The 25,627-nt window shown below is 50.1% G+C and carries 25 protein-coding genes and 1 pseudogene; 12 read left to right on the top strand and 14 right to left on the bottom strand.

The window, feature by feature from the left end:
- The first annotated feature begins 16 nt into the window (after positions 1-16).
- Positions 17-895, top strand: a complete 879-nt coding sequence (locus EOS97_RS20560; RefSeq protein WP_000488353.1) for a manganese catalase family protein — start codon at positions 17-19, stop codon at positions 893-895.
- Positions 896-976: 81 nt separating this feature from the next.
- Here EOS97_RS20560 and ompW read toward each other — a convergent pair.
- Positions 977-1,616, bottom strand: a pseudogene (gene ompW, locus EOS97_RS20555) (outer membrane protein OmpW).
- A 337-nt stretch (positions 1,617-1,953) separates the two neighbouring features.
- Here ompW and EOS97_RS20550 point away from each other — a divergent pair.
- The 4 genes from EOS97_RS20550 (at position 1,954) to yciA (ending at position 4,285) form a co-directional block, all read left to right on the top strand.
- A complete protein-coding gene (locus EOS97_RS20550; protein ID WP_000114955.1) occupies positions 1,954-2,358 on the top strand; it encodes a YkgJ family cysteine cluster protein in 405 nt (134 codons plus the stop codon).
- 25 nt (positions 2,359-2,383) lie between these two features.
- Positions 2,384-3,127, top strand: coding sequence for a YciC family protein (locus tag EOS97_RS20545; RefSeq protein ID WP_000028508.1), 744 nt, complete (start codon positions 2,384-2,386; stop codon positions 3,125-3,127).
- Between the two features lie 56 nt (positions 3,128-3,183).
- Entirely contained in the window at positions 3,184-3,723 is a 540-nt protein-coding gene (locus EOS97_RS20540) for a septation protein A (RefSeq protein ID WP_000808682.1), read from the top strand.
- A gap of 160 nt (positions 3,724-3,883) precedes the next feature.
- Entirely contained in the window at positions 3,884-4,285 is a 402-nt protein-coding gene (gene yciA, locus EOS97_RS20535; protein ID WP_000210317.1) for an acyl-CoA thioester hydrolase YciA, read from the top strand.
- A 59-nt stretch (positions 4,286-4,344) separates the two neighbouring features.
- On the opposite strand, the gene tonB is transcribed toward yciA, so the two are convergent.
- Positions 4,345-5,067 carry a TonB system transport protein TonB gene (tonB, locus tag EOS97_RS20530; protein WP_001517937.1) on the bottom strand — a complete coding sequence of 241 codons (723 nt, stop codon included), beginning with the start codon at positions 5,065-5,067 and terminating at the stop codon, positions 4,345-4,347.
- Positions 5,068-5,290: 223 nt separating this feature from the next.
- Between tonB and EOS97_RS20525 the strand changes: the two genes are divergently transcribed.
- Complete coding sequence (locus tag EOS97_RS20525) at positions 5,291-5,587, top strand: YciI family protein (protein WP_127836189.1); 297 nt, start codon at positions 5,291-5,293, stop codon at positions 5,585-5,587.
- Between the two features lie 43 nt (positions 5,588-5,630).
- Here EOS97_RS20525 and EOS97_RS20520 read toward each other — a convergent pair whose 3' ends face one another.
- Positions 5,631-5,804 (bottom strand): YciY family protein, encoded by a 174-nt coding sequence (locus tag EOS97_RS20520; RefSeq protein WP_001531561.1) that lies wholly within the window; start codon positions 5,802-5,804, stop codon positions 5,631-5,633.
- Between the two features lie 142 nt (positions 5,805-5,946).
- On the opposite strand from EOS97_RS20520, the gene cls reads away from it, so the two are divergent.
- Positions 5,947-7,407: a cardiolipin synthase gene (cls, locus tag EOS97_RS20515; RefSeq protein ID WP_000206886.1), complete on the top strand. Its 1,461-nt coding sequence runs from the start codon at positions 5,947-5,949 to the stop codon at positions 7,405-7,407.
- Positions 7,408-7,440: 33 nt separating this feature from the next.
- On the top strand, positions 7,441-7,770 hold the full coding sequence (locus tag EOS97_RS20510) for an HI1450 family dsDNA-mimic protein (RefSeq protein ID WP_000425070.1): 330 nt from the start codon (positions 7,441-7,443) through the stop codon (positions 7,768-7,770).
- Between the two features lie 47 nt (positions 7,771-7,817).
- Here EOS97_RS20510 and EOS97_RS20505 read toward each other — a convergent pair whose 3' ends face one another.
- The 7 genes from EOS97_RS20505 to EOS97_RS20470 all read right to left on the bottom strand — a co-directional run bounded on the left by EOS97_RS20505 (position 7,818) and on the right by EOS97_RS20470 (position 15,742).
- Positions 7,818-8,654: an ion transporter gene (locus tag EOS97_RS20505; RefSeq protein WP_000059074.1), complete on the bottom strand. Its 837-nt coding sequence runs from the start codon at positions 8,652-8,654 to the stop codon at positions 7,818-7,820.
- A 47-nt stretch (positions 8,655-8,701) separates the two neighbouring features.
- Positions 8,702-9,706, bottom strand: coding sequence for a murein tripeptide/oligopeptide ABC transporter ATP-binding protein OppF (gene oppF / locus EOS97_RS20500; RefSeq protein WP_000994698.1), 1,005 nt, complete (start codon positions 9,704-9,706; stop codon positions 8,702-8,704).
- Positions 9,703-10,710 carry an ABC transporter ATP-binding protein gene (locus tag EOS97_RS20495; protein WP_000058861.1) on the bottom strand — a complete coding sequence of 336 codons (1,008 nt, stop codon included), beginning with the start codon at positions 10,708-10,710 and terminating at the stop codon, positions 9,703-9,705. Before EOS97_RS20495 ends, oppF begins: the two co-directional genes overlap by 4 nt.
- A gap of 11 nt (positions 10,711-10,721) precedes the next feature.
- Positions 10,722-11,630, bottom strand: a complete 909-nt coding sequence (gene oppC, locus EOS97_RS20490) for an oligopeptide ABC transporter permease OppC (protein WP_000979653.1) — start codon at positions 11,628-11,630, stop codon at positions 10,722-10,724.
- 14 nt (positions 11,631-11,644) lie between these two features.
- Positions 11,645-12,565, bottom strand: a complete 921-nt coding sequence (gene oppB / locus EOS97_RS20485) for an oligopeptide ABC transporter permease OppB (protein ID WP_000911097.1) — start codon at positions 12,563-12,565, stop codon at positions 11,645-11,647.
- A gap of 121 nt (positions 12,566-12,686) precedes the next feature.
- Positions 12,687-14,318: an oligopeptide ABC transporter substrate-binding protein OppA gene (gene oppA, locus EOS97_RS20480; RefSeq protein ID WP_001521098.1), complete on the bottom strand. Its 1,632-nt coding sequence runs from the start codon at positions 14,316-14,318 to the stop codon at positions 12,687-12,689.
- A 776-nt stretch (positions 14,319-15,094) separates the two neighbouring features.
- The gene (locus tag EOS97_RS20470) at positions 15,095-15,742 is read right to left on the bottom strand and encodes a YchE family NAAT transporter (protein ID WP_000615840.1); all 648 of its coding nucleotides are present in this window, start codon (positions 15,740-15,742) and stop codon (positions 15,095-15,097) included.
- 476 nt (positions 15,743-16,218) lie between these two features.
- Between EOS97_RS20470 and adhE the strand changes: the two genes are divergently transcribed.
- Complete coding sequence (adhE, locus tag EOS97_RS20465) at positions 16,219-18,897, top strand: bifunctional acetaldehyde-CoA/alcohol dehydrogenase (protein ID WP_000301678.1); 2,679 nt, start codon at positions 16,219-16,221, stop codon at positions 18,895-18,897.
- Between the two features lie 195 nt (positions 18,898-19,092).
- Here the strand turns inward: adhE and tdk are convergent, their stop codons facing one another.
- Positions 19,093-19,710, bottom strand: a complete 618-nt coding sequence (gene tdk / locus EOS97_RS20460; protein WP_000068097.1) for a thymidine kinase — start codon at positions 19,708-19,710, stop codon at positions 19,093-19,095.
- Positions 19,711-20,372: 662 nt separating this feature from the next.
- On the opposite strand from tdk, the gene hns reads away from it, so the two are divergent.
- Complete coding sequence (gene hns, locus EOS97_RS20455) at positions 20,373-20,786, top strand: histone-like nucleoid-structuring protein H-NS (RefSeq protein WP_001287383.1); 414 nt, start codon at positions 20,373-20,375, stop codon at positions 20,784-20,786.
- A 131-nt stretch (positions 20,787-20,917) separates the two neighbouring features.
- Here hns and galU read toward each other — a convergent pair whose 3' ends face one another.
- The 3 genes from galU to rssA all read right to left on the bottom strand — a co-directional run bounded on the left by galU (position 20,918) and on the right by rssA (position 24,038).
- Entirely contained in the window at positions 20,918-21,826 is a 909-nt protein-coding gene (gene galU, locus EOS97_RS20450; protein ID WP_000729450.1) for a UTP--glucose-1-phosphate uridylyltransferase GalU, read from the bottom strand.
- Positions 21,827-22,028: 202 nt separating this feature from the next.
- Complete coding sequence (rssB, locus tag EOS97_RS20445) at positions 22,029-23,042, bottom strand: two-component system response regulator RssB (protein WP_023166002.1); 1,014 nt, start codon at positions 23,040-23,042, stop codon at positions 22,029-22,031.
- Between the two features lie 90 nt (positions 23,043-23,132).
- Positions 23,133-24,038 (bottom strand): patatin-like phospholipase RssA, encoded by a 906-nt coding sequence (gene rssA / locus EOS97_RS20440; protein ID WP_001230575.1) that lies wholly within the window; start codon positions 24,036-24,038, stop codon positions 23,133-23,135.
- A 110-nt stretch (positions 24,039-24,148) separates the two neighbouring features.
- Between rssA and EOS97_RS20435 the strand changes: the two genes are divergently transcribed.
- Positions 24,149-24,607 (top strand): YchJ family protein, encoded by a 459-nt coding sequence (locus EOS97_RS20435; protein ID WP_001540172.1) that lies wholly within the window; start codon positions 24,149-24,151, stop codon positions 24,605-24,607.
- A gap of 50 nt (positions 24,608-24,657) precedes the next feature.
- The gene (gene purU / locus EOS97_RS20430) at positions 24,658-25,500 is read left to right on the top strand and encodes a formyltetrahydrofolate deformylase (protein ID WP_001191156.1); all 843 of its coding nucleotides are present in this window, start codon (positions 24,658-24,660) and stop codon (positions 25,498-25,500) included.
- The last annotated feature ends 127 nt before the right edge of the window (positions 25,501-25,627 follow it).

The following is a 25,627-nucleotide window of genomic DNA, read 5'->3' as shown; positions in this document are numbered from 1 at the left end:
ATAAGCAGGAGGCAATATGTTTCGACACGTAAAACAACTTCAATATACTGTGCGAGTGAGCGAACCTAATCCTGGATTAGCGAACCTGCTGCTGGAACAGTTTGGCGGCCCGCAGGGCGAACTGGCGGCCGCCTGCCGCTACTTCACGCAAGGTTTAAGCGATGATGATGCCGGTCGTAGAGAGATGTTAATGGACATCGCCACCGAGGAGCTGAGTCATCTGGAAATTATCGGCTCACTGGTAGGAATGCTTAATAAAGGCGCTAAAGGCGAGCTGGCGGAAGGCACCGAAAGCGAAGCGGAACTTTATCGCTCGCTGACGCAGAATGGTAATGACAGCCATATCACCTCTCTGCTGTATGGCGGCGGCCCTGCGTTAACAAACTCCGGCGGCGTACCGTGGACCGCGGCTTATATTGATACTATCGGCGAAGTTACAGCCGATCTACGCTCAAACATCGCGGCAGAGGCGCGAGCGAAGATTATTTATGAACGCCTGATTAATCTGACCGATGATCCTGGCGTAAAAGACACGCTCAGTTTCTTAATGACCCGTGAAGTCGCACACCAGCTCTCTTTTGAAAAGGCGCTGTATTCGATTCGTAACAACTTCCCGCCGGGTAAATTACCGCCGGTAGAACAGTATACCGACGTGTACTACAACATGTCGCAAGGCGACGATCCGCGAGGTAGCTGGAATAGTGATGAGAACTTCAACTATGTCGCAGAACCGATGCCTGCTGTTGATGGCGGCGATGGCCTGGCGACAGTGAAATTGCCGCGCGAGCAGTTGGCGCTGCTCAAAGCGATGGCAGAAAGAACGAAATCGGACCCCACCGTTGATCCTCTCACTGGCGCAGAACTAGGCTGCGGCGAACCGAAAGAAGACAAGTGAGTTCCGACAAGTAAAATCCGTGTGTCATGTCCTTTTTTGACCCCGCCTGGCGGGGTCTTTTTTCGTCACAACATCACGCGATTAGAAACGATAGCCTGCCGAGAACATAAATACCCATGGGTCCAGACGCACGCTGTCATGCTGCTGCCACGCCGCCCATTTTATAATTGGCGGTAGTATCAATATCCATGTACCAGACAGAGGCGCCAATTAACCAGTCGCGGTTAATCAGGTAATCTACCCCAACTTGCCCTGCCGCGCCCCAGGAATCCTTAAAGCTCAGATCGGACAGCCCGGTCTTTTTACCATTATCGTTAAAGTCGTTATCGAAGAAGGTGGTGTAGTTCACCCCCACGCCGACATAAGGACGCACTTTGCTGCTGGAATCGCCGAAGTACCACTGCGCCATTAACGTTGGCGGTAACAGGTGGACCGTGGCGATATCGCCCGTCGCGCCCGTACCCACCTTATGGCGGAACGGCGTAGCCGCCAGCAATTCAACCCCGATATTGTCCGTCGCCATGTAAGTGAATGTCAGGCCGAGTTGCGTGTTATTACTCACATCAAACCCGTTTAAATGCCCCAGCGTACCACCCGCCCCTTCTGTAGGTCTGACGGTTGCCGGACCTGCACGCATAAAGAATTCTCCGGCTTCGTGCGCGAACGCGCTGCCTGAGAGAAGAGTTGTTAACGCCAGTGCCGCCACTGTAAATTTTTTCATACCCGCTCCATCGTTATGGTTATAAAAGCGTGATGAATATACCCACAATGAAGTAATAAGTGATCTAACACAGATCACATTTGTTCTTATAATTTAACATTTATTGATCCAGATTAATTTAGAACTTGTATTGAAAATCCTGGTTATAGGAATTCAGATCAATTTTGACATATTCACGCTATGCAAATATTTGTCTGCTCCTGTTGCCCTGGCGATAAAGGCTGGCTAAGGTAATCAATGTCCCGCAATGGCGCGTGGCGTTAAGATTCGCGAACACTGCGGGACAGATTAATTTCCGTTGTAATCTATTGATACGTGAGTTTTTTGCAGGTGAATCATGAGCGTTCTTAACCCATGCATGACATGCGGTGCCTGTTGTGCCTATTTTCGTGTCTCCTTTTATTGGGCGGAAGGCGACGACGCCAGCGGACGCGTTCCGGCGTCATTAACCGAGCCTGTTACCCCTTTTTTACGTTGTATGGCCGGCACCAACCAAAAACAGCCGCACTGTAAAGCGCTAATTGGCACGCCGGGTGAAAACGTCAGTTGCGCTATTTATGAAAACCGCCCTTCAACCTGTCGCGAATTTTCGATATCGGGCGAAGGAGGCGAAGTGAATGAGGCGTGTAATCGCGCCCGCGCGCGATACGGATTACCGCCGCTTTACAAAGATATGCTTTTCCATACAACTGCTGATGCTGCCACTGTAGAGTTATCCAGGGTACAATTGCCCGCAAATTAACACCTGCAAAACTCAAGGAGAGTGCATGTCTATCACGGCGAAGTCCGTTTACCGTGACGCCGGAAATTTTTTCCGAAATCAATTTATTACTATCTTGCTGGTTTCGTTGCTGTGCGCATTTATCACGGTGGTCTTAGGTCATGCCTTTTCACCCAGCGATGCGCAAATCGCGCAACTCAGTGAAGGAGAACATCTGGCAGGCAGCGCTGGCCTGTTTGAGCTGGTACAAAATATGACGCCGGAGCAGCAGCAGATCCTGTTGCGCGCCTCTGCCGCCTCGACGTTTTCCGGGCTTATCGGCAACGCTATTCTGGCCGGCGGTATCATCCTGATGATTCAGTTAGTTTCAGCGGGACATCGGGTTAGCGCGCTGCGCGCTATCGGCGCCAGCGCCCCTGCATTGCCTAAACTGTTTATTCTCATTTTTCTGACTACCCTGTTAGTGCAAATCGGTATAATGCTGATTGTCGTTCCGGGGATTATTATGGCCATTGTGCTGGCGCTTGCGCCAGTGATGTTGGTTGAAGAGAAAATGGGCGTGTTTGCCGCAATGCGCAGCAGTATGCGTTTAGCCTGGTCTAACATGAAACTGGTCGCGCCCGCGGTGATAGGCTGGTTACTGGCTAAAACATTGCTATTGCTGTTCGCGCCCAGCTTCGCTGTACTGACCCCAAATGTAGGCGCTGTACTGGCGAATACGTTGAGCAATCTGATTTCCGCAGTATTGCTTATCTACTTATTCCGCCTGTATATGTTGATTCGCCAATAATCCGCAATGCGCCGTTACGCGGCGCATTCGACGCTCGTTGATGATGGAATCGAAGAATGAAGCAGTTTCTGGATTTTTTACCGCTGGTTGTCTTTTTTGCGTTTTATAAACTTTATGACATCTATGCGGCGACCTCCGCACTGATTGTCGCGACGGCAATCGTGCTGATTTATAGCTGGGTGCGCTATCGGAAAATAGAGAAGATGGCGCTGATTACCTTTGTTCTGGTTGCCGTCTTCGGCGGTCTGACGCTCTTCTTCCATAACGATGAATTTATTAAATGGAAGGTGACGGTTATTTATGCGCTGTTCGCCGGCGCGCTGTTAATAAGCCAGTGGGTGATGAAAAAACCGTTAATCCAACGTATGTTAGGTAAAGAACTGGCGTTGCCGCAGCAGGTCTGGTCAAAGCTGAACCTGGCGTGGGCGCTGTTTTTTATTGCGTGCGGTCTGGCTAACATTTATATCGCCTTCTGGTTGCCGCAAAATATCTGGGTCAACTTTAAGGTCTTTGGACTCACGGCGCTGACGCTCATTTTTACCCTGCTGAGCGGCGTCTATATCTACCGGCATCTGCCACAGGAAGATAAATCATAACCCTCCCGTGACTTATCATCGCCAGACTGCGAACGCCTGGCGATATTTTCTCCGCCTTTACGCCCTGCGCTTTCCCGTCAGTACCTTTATTCCCACTATTCTCCACACAAAATTCATAGTAGCATCGCGGCTGTAATTTTTTCTGATAGTCGGTTTTACAATGACAACAATGGATAATACTCCTCAGGGCGAGCTGGTTTTACGTACATTGGCCATGCCTGCCGATACCAATGCGAACGGCGATATTTTTGGCGGCTGGCTGATGTCGCAAATGGATATTGGCGGCGCGATACTGGCCAAAGAGATCGCGCACGGTCGGGTTGTAACCGTACGCGTGGAAGGAATGACATTTCTGCGCCCCGTCGCGGTTGGCGATGTCGTATGCTGCTACGCGCGCTGCGTTAAACGCGGTACGACGTCTATTAGCATCAATATTGAAGTCTGGGTGAAAAAAGTCGCGTCAGAACCGATTGGACAGCGCTACAAGGCCACCGAGGCGCTGTTTATTTATGTTGCCGTCGATCCGGACGGTAAACCTCGCCCGCTCCCGGTTCAGGGTTAAGTATACCCGCTTACGCCGCCAGCAGGTGATGGTATATTCCTGGCTGGCGGCGCCAGAGATTACTCAATCTGCGCCGTACCGTTCAGACGGAAGATAATATTGACCACCAGCCCGGAACCCGGCTTGCCTGCTTCATAGCGCCATTTGCGCATCGCATTCTTAACTTCACGCTCAAACATATTGGCTGGCTGCGCGGACAGAATCTGTACATTTTCCACTCGCCCAGCAGAGGTCACGTCAAACTTCACCTTTACGCGGCCTTCAATACGTAACGCCTGTGCTCGCGCCGGATACTGCGGCTGGTTACGGCTCAGAGCGCGAGGTCCAGTGGGCACGCTCACCGCCGGCTTGCTGGTCGCCGACGCGGTGCTGCTTGTTGGCCGCGCCGGGGCGCTATTTTCAAACGGTGAGGCAGGACGCGGCGCGGCCGGTTTGACTTCGCGCTTCGGCTGCTCTTCAACCTTTTTCACCGGTTTCGGCTTCGGCTTGGGTTTTGGCTTAGGTTTGGGTTTCTCAATCACCACGGGCGCTTCTTTAGGCGGTTCAGGGATCGGCTCTGGCTCCGGTTCGGGTTCAACCACCGGCTCCGGCGGCGGCTGAACCGCCTGGGGCGGCTCCAGGTCGGCGGGTGAAACCATTGTCACCGTGATAGGCTGCGCTGGCGCAGGCAATTCAATAACCTGATGTACCGAGGTATAGAGCAAACCTGCCACTACAGCACCATGAATGCCTACGGAAAGGAGTGTCGGCCAGGGAAAGCGACGAGGTAAATCAAGGGTCATTGAAGTCATAATCGTTTCAGTTGAAAAACCAGAGCTGAATTTTAAATGCAAATAGCAATCATATTCAATAAGGCATTGCCGATAGCGACATTTAAAAGATGATATCGCGCAAAAACACCACACAAAATGTGCATGTTTAACAAAGTCGGTATCTTTACATTGCAGTTAAATGCCCTTTCCAATAACGTAATCAGCAACTTTTACCGATTAAGGAGCTCTACCCGTGCTGTATGTTAATTACGCTCAGGATAATGCCAACTCGCTTGAAAAACGCCTCTCGGTACGGCCCGCGCATCTGGCGCGCCTGCAACTTCTGCATGATGAAGGGCGATTATTAACTGCCGGGCCGATGCCCGCAGTGGACAGTAACGATCCTGGGGTAGCCGGATTTACCGGGTCAACGGTGATTGCTGAATTTGAATCTTTAGAAGCGGCGCAATCCTGGGCTGATGCGGACCCCTACGTCGCAGCGGGCGTCTATGCGCAGGTTTCGGTCAAACCGTATAAGAAGATCTTTTGAAAAGGATGGCCTGTTGGGCACCGCATACGGTGCCCTTTCTGGCTCACACACCGTGAATCGCAAAGAGTAATGAATTACGCTGACGATTAAAGATGCATTTCCTGATAGTATGGATACGCATATTACGGCGTGATTGCCCTTCAAGCCAACGCGCTTTACGGCGGCTCGCCTGACGTAGCATTCGCCAGCGCCCCACTTCCGTTCTACTACGCTTCATGTTTACGACTCTCACTGTAACAGAAGCGCCATTATACCCCCTCGCCGGATGCAGACCAGCGCTTTTCCCGTGTTTTTATTTGCCATGTGAATCCTGACGCGTAAACTCTTAACAACACGCTTTCTAAAGGATTTTTAAAGTTATGACAACCTTCTACACCGTGGTGAGTTGGCTGGTCATTTTGGGATACTGGGTTCTCATTGCCGGCGTCACATTACGTATTCTAATGAAACGGCGCGCAGTTCCCTCCGCAATGGCCTGGTTGTTAATCATCTATATCCTTCCGCTGGTCGGGATCATCGCCTATTTGTCCGTGGGCGAATTGCATTTAGGCAAACGTCGCGCCGAGCGTGCCCGCGCCATGTGGCCGTCTACCGCCAAATGGTTGAATGACCTCAAAGCCTGCAAACACATTTTCGCGCAAGAAAACAGTAGCGTCGCATCGTCCTTGTTTAAGCTGTGCGAACGACGTCAGGGGATTGCGGGCGTCAAAGGCAACCAGTTGCAATTGCTTACCGACTCCGATGATGTCATGCAGGCGCTTATTCGCGATATCCAACTGGCGCGGCACAATATCGAAATGGTGTTTTACATCTGGCAGCCAGGCGGCATGGCGGATCAGGTCGCTGAATCGTTAATGGCCGCCGCCCGCCGCGGCATCCACTGCCGGCTTATGCTGGATTCCGCGGGTAGCGTCGCTTTCTTCCGCAGCCCCTGGGCGGCCATGATGCGTAACGCTGGCATTGAAGTCGTAGAGGCGCTGAAGGTGAATCTGATGCGCGTCTTTTTACGCCGTATGGATCTTCGCCAGCACCGTAAAATGGTGATGATTGACAATTACATCGCCTATACCGGCAGTATGAATATGGTGGACCCGCGTTTTTTCAAACAGGATGCCGGCGTTGGGCAATGGGTCGATTTGATGGCGCGGATGGAGGGCCCCGTGGCGACAGCAATGGGGATTGTTTACTCCTGCGATTGGGAAATCGAGACGGGTAAACGCATTCTGCCTCCCCCGCCGGACGTGAATATTATGCCGTTTGAGCAGGCCAGCGGGCATACCATTCATACCATTGCTTCCGGTCCTGGTTTTCCGGAAGATCTCATTCACCAGGCACTATTAACCGCCACCTATGCTGCGCGCGAATATTTAATTATGACCACGCCATATTTCGTCCCCAGCGACGATCTGCTGCACGCCATTTGTACCGCTGCGCAGCGCGGCGTGGATGTCAGTATTATCCTGCCCCGTAAAAATGATTCACTGCTCGTCGGCTGGGCCAGTCGCGCCTTTTTCAGCGAGTTACTGGCGGCGGGCGTGAAAATCTATCAGTTCGAAGGCGGGCTGTTGCATACCAAAAGCGTGCTGGTCGATGGCGAACTGAGCCTGGTCGGTACCGTGAATCTCGACATGCGTAGCCTGTGGCTTAATTTCGAGATTACGCTGGTCATTGATGATACGGGTTTCGGCGCCGATCTGGCTGCGGTACAGGACGATTATATTTCGCGCTCCCGCCTGTTAGATGCGCGTTTGTGGGTAAAACGTCCGTTATGGCAGCGTATTACCGAGCGATTGTTTTACTTCTTTAGCCCATTGCTGTAAAACGTGACCAACATGAGTAAACAGGTAGTCACTATGGAAATGGATCTGAACAATCGCCTGACTGAAGACGAAACGCTTGAGCAGGCTTACGATATTTTTCTTGAGCTGGCGGCGGATAATCTTGATCCGGCTGATATCATTCTGTTCAATTTGCAATTCGAGGAGCGCGGCGGCGCGGAGTTGTTTGATCCCGCTGAAGACTGGCAAGAGCACGTCGATTTTGACCTGAATCCAGACTTTTTTGCCGAGGTGGTGATTGGCCTGGCGGATACCGAAGACGGCGAAATTAACGACATTTTTGCCCGCGTTCTGCTGTGCCGGGAAAAGGACCACAAGCTGTGCCATATTCTCTGGCGCGAATAAGCGGTTCAGGCCGGATGGCGTTTGATTGCGCCCTCCGGCAAGCCTGTTTAATCCGGTAGCTTACTGCCGCATCGGTTACAATATTGCGCGCTATGTTCATGCTGACTTTGCTGGCACTGCGGACATTTTCGCTGCCAGTGACGTTTTTGAAACGCGCTGCTCATGTGCGTGGTAATCAGTCCTGTAGGAATCGCAATCACCGAATAACCAATCAAAATAAGCACCGACGCGACAATACGTCCCAGCGGCGTATGCGGCGTAATATCACCGTACCCCACGGTTGTGACTGTCACTATCGCCCAATACACCGAGGCATTAAGCGTCGTAAAGCCATATTTCGGTCCTTCAATAAGATACATCAGGGCACCGAAAATAATCATCACGATCGCAATAAATGAATAGAACAGAATAAGCTGATGACGCGCGCTAATAATGGCGCTCCAGAATACCCGCAGAGATGGCATAAAGCGTAGCAGTTTAAGAATACGCAGCACGCGAATCGCTCGCATTGCACGCCAGGCAAACATATAGTTCAGGCTAATTTCCGGCCACAGCCACATGACGTACAGCGGCAAAATCGTCACCAGATCAATAAATCCCCAGAAACTAAAAACGTATTTTGCCGGTTCGGGCCAGCTAAACAGTCTGAGCAAGTATTCACCGGTAAATATCAGGGTAACGCAGAGCTCCAGCCAGACAAAAATATGCCATTCATCAAATGTCAGGTGATATTCCGTTCCTACGCCTGATTCAACAAAAATGACCAGTACGCTAAGCAGCGCAAACAGCGCGCATAACCCTTCAAAACGGCGACCTGAGCGCGTAGTCAAATCGAACAGATTATGATAAAGACGACGGCGAACCGACGACAAAGAAAGTGACACGGTAACCTCACCTAAAAGAAGGGCTGACGAATTGTCAGCCCTTGCGATTATAACGGGTCTACTTTAAGGCAGGAAACGGCATGGCGAAAACTCCCTTCCAGCACCGGTCGCGTTTGCGCGCATTCTGGCCCGGCTAGCGGACAGCGTGTACGGAACACGCAGCCGGAAGGCGGGTTAATGGGCGAAGGTAATTCGCCCTCCAGCAATTGTATCTTCTTATTTCGCTCCAGATCGGGATCGGGAATCGGTACCGCCGACATCAGCGCTTTGGTATAAGGATGCAGTGGATTATGGTACACCTCATCATAGGTGCCCAATTCTACTGCATGACCGAGATACATCACCAGGACACGATCGGATATGTGCTTTACGACCGCCAGATCGTGCGCAATAAAAATCAACGACAGCCCCATCTCTCGCTGTAACTGCTGGAGCAAATTCACCACCTGCGCCTGAATAGAAACGTCCAGCGCCGACACCGGCTCATCGCAAATAATGAGCTTAGGTTCCAGGATCAATGCCCGGGCGATACCGATGCGCTGGCACTGCCCCCCGGAAAATTCATGGGGATAACGGTTGATGAGATTCGGCAACAGCCCCACTTTCAGCATCATGGCTTTCACGCGGTCACGCACGTCCTGGCGCGAAAGTTTAGGATGATAAGTGCGCAGCGGTTCAGCGATAATTTCGCCAATCGTCATTCGCGGGTTGAGTGACGCCAGCGGGTCCTGGAAAATCATCTGGATATCGCTGCGCACTTCGCGCCACTCATCCGCTTTCATGCCCAACAGATCTTTTCCCAGCCAGGCGACTTTACCGTCTGTCGCCTTCACCAGACCAATAATGGCGCGCGCAAACGTCGACTTGCCGCAGCCGGATTCGCCCACCACGCCCAGCGTTTCGCCTTCATACAGGCGTAGCGTAACGCCGTCCACCGCTTTCAGGGTTTTCGGCGGTTGCCAGAACCACTGCTTCCCTTCTTTGATATCAAAATGTACTTTCAGATCGGCGATTTCGAGGAGAACTTTACGTTGTTCAATCACAGCATTCATAGCAGTTCCTCCACCGGTTTAAAACAGGCGCGCAAGCGACCAGGACTGAACGCTTCAAGTGGCGGCGCATTATTGCAGATCTCCATCGCATGAGGACAACGCGGCTGGAATGGACACCCTTTAGGCAAACGCAATAAATTGGGAGGATTGCCCGGAATCGTCAGCATTTCCGCCCCCTCGCTATCCAGACGCGGCACCGCATTAAGCAGGCCTATCGAATACGGATGAACGGGCTGATAAAAGACATCGCGCGCCTTACCGTATTCCATGGTACGCCCGGCATACATTACCAGGACCTTATCGCAAATACCCGCGACCACGCCCAGATCGTGGGTAATCATGATAATGGCGGTATTAAATTCGCGCTTTAGCTCATTAAGCAAGGTCATAATCTGCGCCTGCACGGTAACATCAAGCGCGGTGGTAGGCTCATCGGCAATAAGCAGTTTTGGCCTGCACAACAGCGCCATCGCAATCATCACACGTTGACGCATTCCGCCGGAAAATTCGTGCGGGTACATTTTCATCCGTTTGCGCGCTTCCGGCATTTTTACGGCATCCAGCATTCTGACGGACTCTTCAAAAGCTTCCGCTTTGCTCATCCCTTTATGCAGCATCAGGACTTCCATTAACTGCTCCCCAACGCGCATATAAGGATTTAGCGAGGTCATCGGGTCCTGAAAAATCATCGAAATCTGTTCTGCGCGCAGCGTATTCAGTTCGCGCTCAGGTAGATTAAGAATTTCACGTCCGTTAAAGGTCGCGGAACCGCCGATTCGACCATTCGTCGCCAGCAGTCCCATTAATGCGAACGCCGTTTGTGATTTCCCCGATCCAGACTCGCCAACAATACCTAACGTTTCTCCAGCGCGAAGCGTAAAGTTCAGATCGTTGACCGCCGTCACATCGCCATCAGGCGTAGCGAACGTAACACGAAGATCGTTTACCTCCAGCAGTACATTCGCCGATTGCGGCGCCTGAGTTGCGGTTTCTGATAAGCTCATGGCTGTACTCCTTAACGATCTTTCGGGTCGAGGGCATCACGCAGGCCATCGCCAATAAAGTTAAAACAGAATAACGTCACCACGAGAAAGCCAGCCGGAAACAGCAGCAGCCACGGTGAGACTTCCATTGAATTTGCGCCATCGCTCAACAACGCTCCCCAACTGCTTAACGGTTCCTGCGTCCCAAGCCCCAGGAAACTGAGGAAAGACTCAAACAGAATCATGCTGGGCACCAGCAACGATGCATACACTACCACTACGCCCAGGACGTTAGGCACAATATGGCGGATCACAATGCTGGCGGTCGACACACCACCCACCTGCGCGGCTTCGATGAACTCTTTACGTTTAAGACTTAGGGTTTGGCCACGCACGATACGCGCCATATCAAGCCAGGAGACCATGCCGATGGCGACGAAAATCAACAGAATGTTCTGCCCAAAAAACGTCACCAGCAAAATCACAAAGAACATAAACGGGAACGAGTTGAGGATCTCCAACAACCGCATCATCACAGAATCAATTTTGCCGCCCAGATAGCCGGACAGCGAGCCATACAGCGTTCCGACAATGACCGCCACCAGCGCGGCGGCAATCCCGACCATTAATGAGATACGCCCGCCGATGGCAACGCGCACCAACAGATCGCGCCCGGAAGAGTCAGTGCCGAAATAGTGACCGGACGCCATATCCGGCGCGCTGGACATCATGCCCCAGTCGGTATCGAAATAGGTAAATTGCGACAGCATAGGCGCCACTGTCACGAACAGGGCTATCAGAAACAGGACAATAAGACTGGCCACCGCCGCACGGTTATGCATAAAGCGTCGGCGGGCATCTTGCCAAAGGCTGCGACCTTCCACCTCCAGCTTTTCACTGAAATTTTCCAGCGTCTCGCTGTTTTTCTTACTTAACATCATCGCGAGCTCCAGTATCAATAGCGAATTTTCGGGTCGATAACGGCATAGAGCACATCGACAATGGCGTTAAACAATATGGTCAGCGCCCCAACTAAAATGGTCAAACTTAACACCAGCGAGTAATCGCGGTTGAGCGCGCCATTAACGAAAAGCTGCCCAATGCCCGGTAAGCCATAAATCGTTTCAATCACCATTGAGCCGGTAATAATGCCGACAAAGGCTGGCCCCATATAGGATAAAACCGGCAGCAGCGCAGGTTTTAACGCATGGCGGAAGATGATTCTGCGCATCGGTAATCCTTTTGCCCGCGCGGTACGAATAAAGTTCGAATGCAGAACTTCAATCATTGAGCCGCGCGTAATACGAGCGATGCTGGCAATATAGGCCAGTGAAAGCGCGACCATCGGCAGGATCATAAATTTCAACGCCCCGCCGTTCCAGCCGCCGCCAGGCAGCCATTGCAAGGTTATTGCAAAGACCATCACCAGTAGCGGCGCTACCACAAAACTGGGGATAACGACGCCGGTCATGGCAAATCCCATCACCGTATAATCCCATCGCGTATTTTGCTTTAGCGCAGCAATCACGCCAGCGCTGACACCAATAATGACCGCCAGCAAAAAAGCGGCGGCGCCAAGTTTCGCCGAAACGGGGAAGCTGGCGGCAACCAGATCGTTGACCGTGTAATCTTTATATTTAAACGATGGTCCAAAATCGCCATGCGCCAGCTGCTTCAGGTAGCTGAAGTACTGCGTCATGATGGGATCGTTCAGATGATATTTTGCTTCAATATTGGCCAGCACTTCCGGCGGCAATGCGCGCTCGCCGGTAAAAGGACTCCCCGGCGCGAGGCGCATCATAAAGAAAGAGATGGTAATAAGAATAAACAGCGTCGGAATCGCTTCCAGACAGCGGCGTAAAATAAATTTCAACATTGCCCGTACCTTCTGGCCTGTGCCTTTACTTCCCGGACGTGACAAAAGATCCGCCAGGGAAAGTTATAGTGCGATGAAAAAAGACACCATGGGACAACCGCAGTTGTCCCATGTCTTGCCATTAATGTTTGATAATATATAAGTTTTTCACATAAATATTATCCAGCGGGTCTTTACCGGTATACCCGCCCACCCAAGGTTTCACCAGGCGCGCGTTAACGTAGTAATACACCGGCACAATAGCCGAGTCTTTATCTAACTGCTGCTCCGCTTTAGCGTAGAGTTCGCTGCGCTGCGTATCGTCCGCCACTTTCAGCGTGTCGGCAATCAGCTTATCAAACGCCGGGCTCTTATAATGCGCGGTGTTATTTGAACTGTCGGACAACATGGTATTCAGGAACGAGGTCGGTTCATTATAATCTGCGCACCACCCGGCTCTGGCGACATCAAAGGTGCCCTGATGACGGGTATCCAGGAAGGTTTTCCATTCCTGATTCTCCAGATTCACATTGACGCCCAGATTTTTCTTCCAGATAGACGCCACGGCAATGGCCAGTTTTTTATGCAGATCGGAGGTGTTATACAGCAGGTCGAATGTTAAGGGCTTATCCGCCGTAAAGCCGGCTTCAGCCAACAATTTCTTCGCTTCTTCATTACGCTTTTGCTGGGACCATTTGAACCACTCAGGCTCTACCAGTTTTGCGCCATCGGTATACGGCGGCGTGTAGCTATAAGCGGGTAAATCGCCCTGATTTTTAACCTTATTAACAATAATGTCGCGATCTAACGCCAGTTTCAGCGCGGTACGCACGCGGACATCGTTAAACGGCGCTTTTTGATTATTAATTTCGTAATAATAGGTACACAAATAAGGGTCTACGCGGACTTCATTCGGGATCTCTTTCTTCAGTTTCTGGAATAATTCGATCGGCATATTGTTATAAGTCATATCGATCTCGCCGCTGCGGTAGCGGTTGACATCCGTCACCTCCGAAGAGATCGGCAAATAAGTTACCTGATTGATGACGGTTTTGGCGTTATCCCAGTATTGCGGGTTACGCTCCAGCACGATACGTTCGTTCACCACCCAGTTTTTTAACTTATAAGCGCCGTTAGTGACAATATTGGCTGGTTGTGTCCATTTATCGCCAAATTTTTCGACCGCCGATTTCGGTACAGGAGACACTGAAGGGTGGACCAACAATTTGTAGAAATAAGGCACCGGCTCACTTAAGGTCACTTCAAAGGTGTGATCATCAAGCGCTTTTACCCCCAGATCGGTGGCGGGTTTTTTACCGGCGATAATGTCATCGATATTAGCGATATGACCGTATTGCAGATAGCTGGCGTACGGCGATGCCGTATTAGGATCGGCCAGGCGTTGCCAGCTATAAACGAAATCATGGGCGGTGACGGGCGTACCATCTGACCATTTCGCATTTTCACGTAGATGGAATGTCCAGACTTTAAAATCTTTATTTTCCCATTTTTCCGCGACGCCCGGTGAAGGATGCCCCTCGACATCACTAATTAATAAGCCTTCGAAGAGGTCACGGCTGACGTTCGATTCCGGCACGCCTTCAATTTTATGCGGGTCGAGAGACTGCACTTCTGATCCGTTATTACGTACCAACGTTTGCTTGTCGGCTAACTGAACGCCGGCGGGCACGTCTGCCGCAGTCGCGGCGCTGGCGGCGATGAGCGCAGTGAGTATTCCCGCTGCAATCAAACTTTTTTTCGTGATGTTAGACATTGTGTTTGTACTCCACTCATTATAATTACTGGTTTTTACCAGCCTGTTTAATCCCGTCAGGGGTCCTGTACAGCACTGGTGGTGTACTGCCAGGTCTGTCACTGCTTTTGCTATCACCGACTTTATTTATTCTGACGATTCGTTCGATCGCCTGTCGTCGATTCGGTATACGACGTACCTTCCCACGTCGCATGTTATTTCTGACAACCATCTAAATGAAAATAGTTATCAACAATGTGAAATCTTCTGCAAAATGTTTGGCCGAAAAGTATCAAATGCGTTTCTGAACCGCCAATTCATTTTACAATTTTGTTAACCAATTCTCTTTTATGGAAAATTTCCTGCTCAGAAAAACAGTTAAAGAATGTTAAAAATATTTTATTTATTCTTTATAATCAATAAGTTGAAAGAAAAATATTTCTCTGTCGCATCGTAGGTTATGCCTGCGCCAGAAAACACACACAAATTTAACAAATGCTCATTATTTAGCACATTCATCTACGATGGAGCTGAAACAACTAATAACATTTCAATAATCCTTCATCAAGCCCCAGAGTATGGTGTGAATAAAATAACAGACCTACCGCTTCTCACGGACTCAGTAATGTTCATAATAGTTTGATTAATAAAAATAAATAGCGTTAAATTATATTAGTATTTTTTATCATTTAAACGCTGAATGCTTATCAAAGTAAGAAGTGTTACGTGGGAATGTCACTGGGAATGTCACAAGGCGGCCCCCTTACGGCGCCGCCTGTAAATCAACAGGTGGGAGTTTAGTTGAGCAAGCCGGGGAAAATGCCTTTTATTCCTGTGACAATAAATTCGATGCCGAGCGCCATTAACAACAACCCCATGATTCGGGTAATAACGTTGATACCGGTTTGCCCCAGCAAACGAACCAGCCACGGCGCCATACGGAACACGCCCCAGCAGCAAAGCGCAAAAAGCGCAATGGCAACTGAAAAACCAAGCAAATGCGCGATGCTGTGATAACGCGTCCCCCAGACGATAGTGGAGCTAATCGCCCCAGGCCCCGCCATTAACGGCAGCGCTAACGGCACAACGCCAATGCTCTCGCGTATGGCCGTCTCTGACTTTTCTTGCTTGTTTTGTTTATCTTCCCCCAGCTTCCCGCTGATCATCGACATTGCAATGGTGACAACCAGAATACCGCCCGCAATTCTGAACGAGTCAATAGAAATACCAAACAGCTGCAGGATGCCATCGCCGAGGAATAAGGAACTCCACAAGATAATCGCAACCGACAGATTCGCGGTGAGGTTAGTTTTATTACGCGCCGTGGCCGTCTGGTAGCTGGTCATGCTGATGAAAACGGGGATAATCCCCACCGGGTTAACCAGCGCAAAGAGCCCGATAAAGAACTTAAAGTAAACAGGAAAATCAAAAAGCGGTTGAATCACGGTTAGCTCCGAAGCGTTAGCCGGATGAAGTCAATGTTCGTTAATGATCAAAACGCGCAGAAGATACGCCTTTTATTCGCATAGTTCACCTCTTATCTACACCTAATTTCATCCATTCATCGCTGTTATTTATATGTACTCGTTATGCTAATCCACTTACTCTTCATGATAACGATTTCTTAACAATTTACATAAAAGGCTAAAATGGCCTGCTGAAAGGTGTCAGCTTTGCGTAATCTTGATTTAGATCACACAATCGCTACTCAGAAGTGAGTAATCTTGCTTACGCCACCTGGACGTAACGCGTTAGAGTTAAATGATACTAACGCAGAAGCTCTTTTAGTAAATCAGAGCGAAACGGACGTTAAGTAACCACCTGAATTTCAGGCATTTATACAAAGTATCGTCGATCTGTCTATACTCACGTATCGCGCAGATGATTTACTAAAAAAGTTTAACATTATCAGGAGAGCATTATGGCTGTTACTAATGTCGCTGAACTTAACGCACTCGTAGAGCGTGTAAAAAAAGCCCAGCGTGAATATGCCAGTTTCACTCAAGAACAGGTCGACAAAATCTTCCGCGCCGCCGCTCTGGCAGCCGCTGATGCCCGCATTCCGCTGGCCAAAATGGCCGTCGCCGAATCCGGTATGGGCATCGTGGAAGACAAAGTGATTAAAAACCACTTCGCTTCTGAATATATTTACAATGCTTATAAAGATGAAAAAACCTGCGGCGTGCTGTCTGAAGACGACACCTTCGGGACCATCACCATTGCTGAACCTATCGGCATTATTTGCGGTATCGTTCCAACCACTAACCCAACCTCTACCGCGATCTTCAAGTCGCTGATTAGCCTGAAGACCCGTAACGCCATCATCTTTTCTCCGCATCCGCGCGCTAAAGAGGCAACCAACAAAGCGGCAGACATCGTTCTGCAAGCGGCTATCGCTGCCGGTGCGCCGAAAGATCTGATTGGCTGGATCGATCAACCTTCCGTAGAACTGTCTAATGCGCTGATGCACCACCCGGATATTAACCTGATCCTCGCCACTGGCGGTCCAGGCATGGTTAAAGCTGCATACAGCTCCGGTAAACCGGCTATCGGCGTAGGCGCAGGCAACACTCCGGTTGTCATTGATGAAACTGCGGATATCAAACGCGCTGTGGCGTCTGTTCTGATGTCTAAAACCTTTGATAACGGCGTAATCTGTGCTTCTGAACAGTCTGTTGTCGTTGTTGATTCCGTCTATGATGCCGTTCGCGAACGTTTCGCCAGCCACGGCGGCTACATGCTGCAGGGCCAGGAGCTGAAAGCGGTTCAAAACGTTATCCTGAAAAATGGCGCTCTGAACGCCGCTATCGTCGGTCAGCCAGCCTACAAAATCGCTGAACTGGCAGGCTTCTCCGTACCAGAAACCACCAAGATTCTGATCGGTGAAGTTACGGTCGTTGATGAAAGCGAACCGTTCGCACACGAAAAACTGTCTCCGACTCTGGCGATGTATCGTGCGAAAGATTTCGAAGAAGCGGTAGAAAAAGCAGAAAAACTGGTCGCTATGGGCGGTATCGGTCACACCTCCTGCCTGTACACTGACCAGGATAACCAGCCAGAACGCGTTGCTTACTTCGGTCAGATGATGAAAACCGCGCGTATCCTGATCAACACCCCGGCCTCTCAGGGTGGTATCGGTGACCTGTACAACTTCAAACTCGCACCTTCCCTGACGTTGGGTTGTGGTTCCTGGGGTGGTAACTCCATCTCTGAAAACGTTGGTCCGAAACACCTGATCAACAAGAAAACCGTTGCTAAGCGAGCTGAAAACATGTTGTGGCACAAACTTCCGAAATCTATCTACTTCCGCCGTGGCTCTTTGCCCATCGCGCTGGATGAAGTGATTACTGATGGCCACAAACGTGCGCTCATCGTGACTGACCGCTTCCTGTTCAACAACGGCTACGCAGACCAGATCACCTCTGTGCTGAAAGCGGCTGGCGTTGAAACCGAAGTCTTCTTCGAAGTTGAAGCCGACCCGACGCTTTCCGTTGTTCGCAAAGGCGCTGAGCTGGCTAACTCCTTCAAACCGGACGTGATTATCGCGCTGGGCGGCGGTTCCCCGATGGACGCCGCGAAAATCATGTGGGTCATGTACGAACACCCGGAAACTCACTTCGAAGAACTGGCGCTGCGCTTTATGGACATCCGTAAACGTATCTACAAGTTCCCGAAAATGGGCGTGAAAGCGAAAATGATCGCCGTCACCACCACTTCCGGTACCGGTTCTGAAGTCACACCGTTTGCGGTTGTGACCGACGATGCAACCGGTCAGAAATATCCGCTGGCTGACTACGCCCTGACCCCGGATATGGCGATTGTCGACGCCAACCTGGTGATGGATATGCCGAAGTCCCTGTGTGCGTTCGGTGGTCTGGATGCGGTAACTCACGCCCTGGAAGCTTACGTTTCCGTACTGGCTTCTGAGTTCTCTGACGGTCAGGCTCTGCAGGCCCTGAAACTGCTGAAAGAAAACCTGCCGGCGTCTTACCACGAAGGGTCTAAAAACCCGGTTGCGCGTGAACGTGTTCACAGTGCAGCGACTATCGCCGGTATCGCGTTTGCCAACGCCTTCCTCGGTGTATGTCACTCCATGGCGCACAAACTGGGCTCTCAGTTCCACATTCCGCACGGTCTGGCGAACGCCCTGCTGATTTGTAACGTTATCCGCTACAACGCGAATGACAACCCGACCAAGCAGACCGCTTTCAGCCAGTACGATCGTCCGCAGGCACGCCGTCGTTACGCTGAAATTGCTGACCACCTGGGCCTGAGCGCGCCGGGCGACCGTACCGCCGCTAAGATTGAAAAACTGCTGGCATGGCTGGAAAGCATTAAAGCTGAGCTGGGCATTCCTAAGTCTATCCGTGAAGCAGGCGTGCAGGAAGCTGACTTCCTGGCCCACGTTGACAAACTGTCTGAAGATGCCTTCGATGACCAGTGCACCGGCGCTAACCCGCGTTATCCGCTGATCTCCGAACTGAAACAGATTCTGCTGGATACCTACTACGGTCGTGATTTCACCGAAGGTGAAGTTGCAGCGAAGAAAGACGTCGTTGCCGCACCGAAAGCAGAGAAAAAAGCGAAAAAATCCGCTTAATTCGTTATCTGCTTTAGCATGACAATAACGGCCTCAATTGAGGCCGTTTTTTTGTTTTACCTGTTTATCTGATGCCTGAAGGCGCTATGCTGATCATCTGGCCTACGTGCTCACGGCACGCCCTTCGTCAGGAGGCCTGAATAATGACCTCCAAAGCGCTACAGGGCGTTTTATAAGCCGATCGTTACCTCGGTATCATATGTGCCGATGACGCTCCTGAATCGCCGTCAGTGAGCCCTCCTCCAACGCGTCCTTATAATGCTTACGGCAAACTGAAACGTAGCGTTCATTCCCGCCAATAACCACCTGTTCGCCTTCGTTATAAGGCCTGCCGTCCTGATCAAGGCGCAGCACCATACTGGCTTTACGACCGCAGAAACAGATAGTTTTTAATTCCACCAGCTTATCTGACCATGCCAGCAAGTATTGGCTACCGACAAAGAGCTCCCCACGAAAGTCTGTTCGTAGCCCATAGCAAAGTACTGGAATATCTAATTTGTCGACAACCTCGGATAATTGATAAACCTGCTGGCGAGTCAAAAACTGGCTTTCGTCGACTAACACGCAATGTATTGTCTGCCGCGCGCTCTCGGCACGAATCTCTTCAAACAAGGATGTATTTTGGTTAAACAATTTTGCCGGCGACGACAAACCGATACGAGAACTGACTTTGCCTGCGCCGAAACGATCGTCGATTTCCGCCGTATATACGACGGTACGCATCCCGCGTTCCTGATAATTGTATGAAGATTGCAGCAGTGCAGTCGACTTACCCGCATTCATTGCCGAATAGTAGAAATATAGCTGTGCCATTGGTCGCAGGACCTCACCTGAGTGAAATAAAGATTGGCGGGATTGTACCATAATTTACCGACGCGACGGCGCGGCTCGCGCTCCGGTGAGTATTAAGAATTGTACAAACATCGCTCACTATACCCAAAATAATTCGCGTTGCTTAAAGGCGGCAAGGGAGTGAGTCCCCAGGAGCATAGATAACTATGTGACTGGAGTGAGCGAGCGTAGCCAACGCATAAGCAACTTGAAGTATGAAGGGTATATACACATTCCTTCACAAATTATGCCGTTAAAATTCATCAACAATGCTTATCATCACCCGCCAATATGAAAACCTTGTACTTATTGTTACCGTTACTCATACCCGATGCAAAGTAATAGGGGTTTCTTGTAAGGAAAGCTAATACAAGAGATTGATATCTCTGCAATGAGATCGTATTTCATCATGATAAAATGTGACCTGACTCCTAAATTTTTAGCGACAGACGGTGAGTATCCCCCCTGCCAATAAGCTCTTTTTTGTGCGGCGCCTCAAGGAAAATTTAAGTTGAGATAATTAAAACGTGTGCTTAATAAAGCGTAATTTTGAATTCCTTACATTCCTGGCTATTGCACAACTGAATTTATCGCTCTATTATTAGCTCAACAAACCACCCCAATATAAGTTTGAGATTACTACAATGAGCGAAGCACTTAAAATTCTGAACAACATCCGTACTCTTCGTGCGCAGGCAAGAGAATGTACTCTGGAAACGCTTGAAGAAATGCTGGAAAAATTAGAAGTTGTCGTTAATGAGCGTCGTGAAGAAGAAAGCGCTGCTGCTGCTGAAGTGGAAGAACGCACTCGTAAACTGCAACAGTATCGTGAAATGTTAATTGCCGACGGCATTGACCCGAATGAACTGCTGAATAGCATGGCTGCCGCTAAATCCGGTACCAAAGCTAAACGTGCAGCTCGTCCGGCTAAATATAGCTATGTTGACGAAAACGGTGAAACTAAAACCTGGACTGGCCAGGGTCGTACACCGGCTGTAATCAAAAAAGCAATGGAAGAACAAGGTAAGCAACTGGAAGATTTCCTGATCAAGGAATAATTTACTTCCTGGATGCTTAAAATCCCGCCGCTGGCGGGATTTTTTTTGCCTGAGTTCTCCGCTGACGACCCCAGGCATAAAAAAAGCGCCGGATTTACCAGCGCTTCTGTTAAAAAATTTATAACGTATCGTTACTTCTTAATACCCATTTCTTCTTCAAGCCAGGCTTTAAATTCAGCACCCAGCGAATTATGACGGATGCCATATTCAACGAATGCCTGCATATATCCTAACTTATTACCACAGTCATGGCTTTTACCCTTCATGTGGTAGGCTTCAACCGTTTCTTTTTCGATCAGCATATCGATAGCATCGGTCAACTGAATTTCATCCCCGGCGCCCGGAGGGGTTTTCGCCAGCAACGCCCAGATATCCGCGCTCAACACATAACGCCCGACAATCGCAAGGTTAGACGGCGCGACATCCGCTTTTGGTTTTTCAACCACGCCAACCATCGGCACACTTTCGCCCGGCGCCAGCTCAACGCCTTTGCAATCGACCACGCCGTATGCAGTCACATCTTCTACTGGCTCAACCATAATCTGGCTATTGCCGGTTTCGTCGAAACGGCGGATCATTTCAGCCAGGTTATCCTGAGACAGGTCGGACTCATATTCGTCAAGAATAACGTCTGGCAGAATAACAGCGACAGGTTCGTTTCCGACAACGGGATGCGCGCACAATACGGCATGGCCCAGGCCTTTTGCCAGCCCTTGACGTACCTGCATAATAGTGACATGCGGAGGGCAAATAGACTGAACCTCCTCCAGAAGCTGACGCTTAACGCGTTTTTCCAGCATCGCTTCCAACTCAAAACTGGTATCAAAGTGGTTTTCAATAGAGTTTTTAGACGAGTGCGTAACAAGCACGATTTCAGTAATGCCAGCAGCGATACATTCGTTCACGACGTACTGAATTAATGGCTTATCAACCAGCGGCAGCATCTCTTTCGGGATAGCTTTGGTCGCTGGCAGCATCCTGGTTCCCAATCCCGCGACCGGGATAACGGCTTTTTTGACTTTCGAATTAAGGGCAGCCATTTAAAATTCTCCTGGACTGTTCATGTATTGAACGTGTTCATTAATCTGTATCGTGTTCCAGTATATCAGTACCAGAACAAGCCTCAGGTCCAAAAAGGACTTATATTGGTATAATTAAGACAAATACTTATAAATCTGCCGCAGATAGTAACACTCGTCGGGAAAGGCCGGTAAAGCAATTTCCGCTCACTCTTCCGTTTGGTCATTCCGCAGACAACATCAATCGCAGACGCCCTCCTGCGCCCCATATTTGACACTGCCACGAGTCGCAACGCTGGCTTAATTGGTTAAGGTAGGCGTTACCCAATGTTCCTAGCGGCACGCCGCTGCTAATTTGAACCTGATGAGCGCCCGTATTTAAGGTGGCGTTCAATCCGGCGGAGACGAGAATCAAATTTTTGAGCTCACTGTGATAGTAGCCGACAAATAGCGGGAATTGCCCAGGTAAATTGGCTTGTCTGAGCAGATGATTTACCTGTTTTAATAGCGCGCCTAACTCCGGTAAACGGTGCTTTTGTTGGCCGAGCAGATCCTGCAATAAGCCGTTAAATAGCGCCCGCAGCAACAATGCGGCTAACACGCCGTTATCGCCCGCCCGGGTGACATCCAGGCAATAAAATGCCAGTTCGTTATCAGATAGCGGCGCAATATCCAGCACCAGTCCAGGCTGATCGGCGGAGACGAGCTGCCGATAATTAATGCGGCAATGGGAAATCACCTGCTGTACCGGGGGCTGCAATTCCTGCAACAATTGTGCTGCGGCGGTTGGATTACTCACCATTGCATCCCAGTCACGAAACAGGCGTTCTTCTTCTTCAACCCGCGAGTTAAACATATTAGGGTATAAGCAAGCGAATACGGTTTCCCGCAAGCGGTTGAGATCTTTTACCGGCTTCAGCAGGACATCTTCAACCCCAAGGCGTAACGCTTTGGCGATATCCGCCATATTTTCTGTTGCGGAAATAACCAGAATAGGCGTCTGGTCTCCGCGATTACGTAAGTTTTCTACCAGTTTGAGACCGTTCATTCTCGGCATCGCGATATCACATATCATGAGATCAGGGGTAAAACGCCCCATCAACTCCAGGGCATCCACCCCGTCGCCTGCCAATGCCGTTGTCGCTCCCAAAGAGGAAAACCACGAATCCAGAAGCGAGCGAAATACAGGCTCGTCTTCAACAATAAGAATCTGTTTTCCGACCAATGGCTGCGTCATGTTCTCTCCCCTGACTGGCTTTAATCAATAGTGGCATGGTATTGCCGCTTGCGCCTGTCAGAATTTGCTTAAGTGATCGTAAAAGGTACATTAAACGTCGGTACGCACCAAGGGTATAAGTTCGTCCATCTTTTTCTCTACGGCTAACTGACCCGCCGCAATAGCGGCATGGGCGCGATGAAAATCCAGCGTAGAGATTTGCGGACAGAATGGTTGAATGAGAATATCAGGCGGATCGCCAGCCATACGGTTACGTTTAAGACGATTTTCCAACACCTGAATGGAGGTTGTCATGATTTCCATTGCCCCAGGCGAACTCACGCCACGGCGTGAAGTCAGGCTACTGAAACGTTCTTTTAAACGCTTATGCCAGGGCAGCGCATCATCGCTCTCTTCATTGATATTCCCGACATTTACAGAGAGTAAATCTTGCTGCATGAGGTGGGCATCATGTTGCAGGTCTACCGCAATAACGATATCGGCCCCCAGCGCCCTGGTTAACGAAACAGGTACCGGATTAACGACTGCGCCATCTACCAGCCAGTAACCGTTATGCTCAACCGGAGACATCAGCCCTGGCATACTGCACGACGCGCGTACGGCAAGGTGTAGATCGCCTTCAGTAAACCATAGCTCTCGTCCAGTGCTAAGATTCGTCGCGACCGCGCCAAAACGTCTTGAACAGTGGTCAAAATCCGTGACGGGCATAATATCCCGATAGTGATTAAATACGCGTTCGCCGCGAAGCAACCCTCCTCTGCCCCAGGATACATCCATCAGGCGTAAAACATCCCAGTAGCGGAATGAACATACCCACTGTTCAAGCGCCGATAATTTATTACAGGCATACGCGGCGCCGACCAGTGAACCTATTGAGCATCCTGCAACGATATCAATATCAATGCCTGTTTGCTTGAGGGCTTTGATGACCCCAATATGAGACCATCCTCTCGCTGCGCCAGATCCCAGCGCCAGCCCTATTTTCATTTTTCTCATCGTACTTAACGACTTCCCCTGGCTTCAAGACGTAGCAACATCGCCACTGCTCAGTTAACATAATGCCACCCTGGCGTTCAACGCCGTTTTTTATATTCAGGGAGATTATTGTGTCTCAGCCTTGTCCCTGTGGTAGCGCTGACGAGTATAGCCTATGTTGTGGTCGTATTGTGTCCGGAGAACGAGTAGCACCCGATCCGTCACATCTCATGCGCTCTCGTTACTGCGCTTTTGTGATGAAAGACGCAGATTACTTAATTAAGAGCTGGCATCCAACCTGCAATGCGGCCGCGTTTCGTGATGATATCATCGCTGGATTTGCCAATACCAGGTGGCTCGGCCTGACTATTTTTGAACATACCTGGTCAGAAGCAGAAAATACAGGGTATGTTAGTTTTATCGCGCGTTTTTCCGAACAAGGGAAAACCGGGGCGATTATCGAACGTTCTCGTTTTATCAAAGAAAACGGTCAGTGGTATTATATTGACGGTACCCGCCCGCAGTTGGGTCGAAATGATCCCTGCCCGTGCGGTTCAGGCAAAAAATTTAAAAAGTGCTGCGGCCAGTGACGCCTGACAGTATCGATACAGCAAACACTCTCAACAGGATTTTTCCGGCAATGCAATCACTACAACGTAAAGTTCTGCGTACTATTTGTCCCGATCAAAAAGGCCTTATCGCGCGGATTACCAACATTTGCTATAAGCACGAGCTTAATATTGTGCAAAACAATGAATTTGTGGACCATCGCACCGGACGCTTTTTTATGCGGACCGAGCTGGAAGGCATCTTCAATGATTCCACTCTTCTGGCCGATCTGGACAGCGCCTTACCGGAAGGCTCTGTTCGTGAACTCAATCCCGCCGGACGCCGTCGGGTAGTGATTCTGGTTACCAAAGAGGCGCATTGTCTGGGCGACCTGCTGATGAAAGCCAACTATGGCGGGCTGGATGTTGAAATCGCCGCGGTCATTGGCAACCATGAAACGTTACGCTCGCTGGTTGAACGTTTTGAGATCCCTTTCGAACTGGTCAGCCATGAGGGATTAACGCGTGAAGAGCATGACACGAAGATGGCGGACGCCATTGATGCCCATCAACCGGACTATGTAGTGCTGGCCAAGTATATGCGTGTTTTGACGCCAGGTTTTGTGGCGCGCTTCCCGAACAAAATTATCAATATCCACCACTCATTCCTGCCGGCGTTTATCGGCGCGCGTCCTTATCATCAGGCCTATGAGCGCGGCGTGAAAATCATCGGCGCTACCGCGCACTATGTGAATGATAATCTGGATGAAGGCCCAATCATTATGCAGGACGTGATTCATGTCGATCACACCTACACCGCAGAAGATATGATGCGTGCCGGGCGCGACGTTGAGAAAAACGTATTAAGCCGCGCGCTGTATCAGGTTCTGGCGCAGCGGGTCTTTGTTTACGGCAATCGGACGATTATTCTTTAATCGTCAGTAATATGAATTGATTAGCTTTAATCCGTTACGGATGAAAAGTACGCAAACAGTTCATTTCAGGCAAAGGAATGCTTTACAGCGGCGTGTCATTTGATATGATGCGCCCCGCTTCCCAAAA

The sequence above is a fragment of the Salmonella sp. SSDFZ54 genome (assembly GCF_004010735.1).
In the GTDB taxonomy this organism is placed as follows: domain Bacteria; phylum Pseudomonadota; class Gammaproteobacteria; order Enterobacterales; family Enterobacteriaceae; genus Salmonella; species Salmonella enterica.
This window is presented reverse-complemented; position numbering and strand designations above follow the sequence as displayed.

What these genes read in the sequence shown, in the direction of transcription:
- EOS97_RS20560 (WP_000488353.1), top strand. Translation starts at nt 17, where the DNA reads ATGTTTCGACACGTAAAACAACTTCAATATACTGTGCGAGTGAGCGAA.
- EOS97_RS20550 (WP_000114955.1), top strand. Translation starts at nt 1,954, where the DNA reads ATGAGCGTTCTTAACCCATGCATGACATGCGGTGCCTGTTGTGCCTAT.
- EOS97_RS20545 (WP_000028508.1), top strand. Translation starts at nt 2,384, where the DNA reads ATGTCTATCACGGCGAAGTCCGTTTACCGTGACGCCGGAAATTTTTTC.
- EOS97_RS20540 (WP_000808682.1), top strand. Translation starts at nt 3,184, where the DNA reads ATGAAGCAGTTTCTGGATTTTTTACCGCTGGTTGTCTTTTTTGCGTTT.
- yciA (WP_000210317.1), top strand. Translation starts at nt 3,884, where the DNA reads ATGACAACAATGGATAATACTCCTCAGGGCGAGCTGGTTTTACGTACA.
- tonB (WP_001517937.1), bottom strand. Translation starts at nt 5,067, where the DNA reads ATGACCCTTGATTTACCTCGTCGCTTTCCCTGGCCGACACTCCTTTCC.
- EOS97_RS20520 (WP_001531561.1), bottom strand. Translation starts at nt 5,804, where the DNA reads ATGAAGCGTAGTAGAACGGAAGTGGGGCGCTGGCGAATGCTACGTCAG.
- cls (WP_000206886.1), top strand. Translation starts at nt 5,947, where the DNA reads ATGACAACCTTCTACACCGTGGTGAGTTGGCTGGTCATTTTGGGATAC.
- EOS97_RS20510 (WP_000425070.1), top strand. Translation starts at nt 7,441, where the DNA reads ATGGAAATGGATCTGAACAATCGCCTGACTGAAGACGAAACGCTTGAG.
- oppF (WP_000994698.1), bottom strand. Translation starts at nt 9,706, where the DNA reads ATGAATGCTGTGATTGAACAACGTAAAGTTCTCCTCGAAATCGCCGAT.
- EOS97_RS20495 (WP_000058861.1), bottom strand. Translation starts at nt 10,710, where the DNA reads ATGAGCTTATCAGAAACCGCAACTCAGGCGCCGCAATCGGCGAATGTA.
- oppC (WP_000979653.1), bottom strand. Translation starts at nt 11,630, where the DNA reads ATGATGTTAAGTAAGAAAAACAGCGAGACGCTGGAAAATTTCAGTGAA.
- oppB (WP_000911097.1), bottom strand. Translation starts at nt 12,565, where the DNA reads ATGTTGAAATTTATTTTACGCCGCTGTCTGGAAGCGATTCCGACGCTG.
- oppA (WP_001521098.1), bottom strand. Translation starts at nt 14,318, where the DNA reads ATGTCTAACATCACGAAAAAAAGTTTGATTGCAGCGGGAATACTCACT.
- adhE (WP_000301678.1), top strand. Translation starts at nt 16,219, where the DNA reads ATGGCTGTTACTAATGTCGCTGAACTTAACGCACTCGTAGAGCGTGTA.
- tdk (WP_000068097.1), bottom strand. Translation starts at nt 19,710, where the DNA reads ATGGCACAGCTATATTTCTACTATTCGGCAATGAATGCGGGTAAGTCG.
- hns (WP_001287383.1), top strand. Translation starts at nt 20,373, where the DNA reads ATGAGCGAAGCACTTAAAATTCTGAACAACATCCGTACTCTTCGTGCG.
- galU (WP_000729450.1), bottom strand. Translation starts at nt 21,826, where the DNA reads ATGGCTGCCCTTAATTCGAAAGTCAAAAAAGCCGTTATCCCGGTCGCG.
- rssB (WP_023166002.1), bottom strand. Translation starts at nt 23,042, where the DNA reads ATGACGCAGCCATTGGTCGGAAAACAGATTCTTATTGTTGAAGACGAG.
- rssA (WP_001230575.1), bottom strand. Translation starts at nt 24,038, where the DNA reads ATGAGAAAAATGAAAATAGGGCTGGCGCTGGGATCTGGCGCAGCGAGA.
- purU (WP_001191156.1), top strand. Translation starts at nt 24,658, where the DNA reads ATGCAATCACTACAACGTAAAGTTCTGCGTACTATTTGTCCCGATCAA.